Annotated in this window: 1 protein-coding gene; it reads right to left on the bottom strand. The window is 70.0% G+C overall.

From position 1 onward, the window contains the following. The coding region (locus ACY9Z2_RS19415) for a hypothetical protein (protein WP_463611311.1) at positions 1 to 233 on the bottom strand (233 nt) is incomplete at both ends.

Below are 233 nucleotides of genomic sequence, written 5' to 3'. Positions count from 1 at the left end.
CGAGTCCGAGATCGGCGATGGTCTTGCCGATGCCCCAGGCGCCGGGATTCAGCACGACGGAATGCATGCGTCGCTGCCGCGCCTCGTCGAGGTCGTCGGCGGCGTCGGTGGCGCCGTGGAAGAAGCCGCGCATCAGGTCGTAGCGCTGCTCGCGCACCTCGCGAAAGCGCCGCACGACACGGGTGATCGGCACGCCGAGCAGCACCAGGGCGTGCGAGGCGAGCATGATGCTC

It is taken from the genome of Virgibacillus sp. GM2-2 (assembly GCF_055329585.1).
Note: the sequence above shows the minus strand (reverse complement) of the source record. Positions and strands in the feature narration are given on the sequence as shown.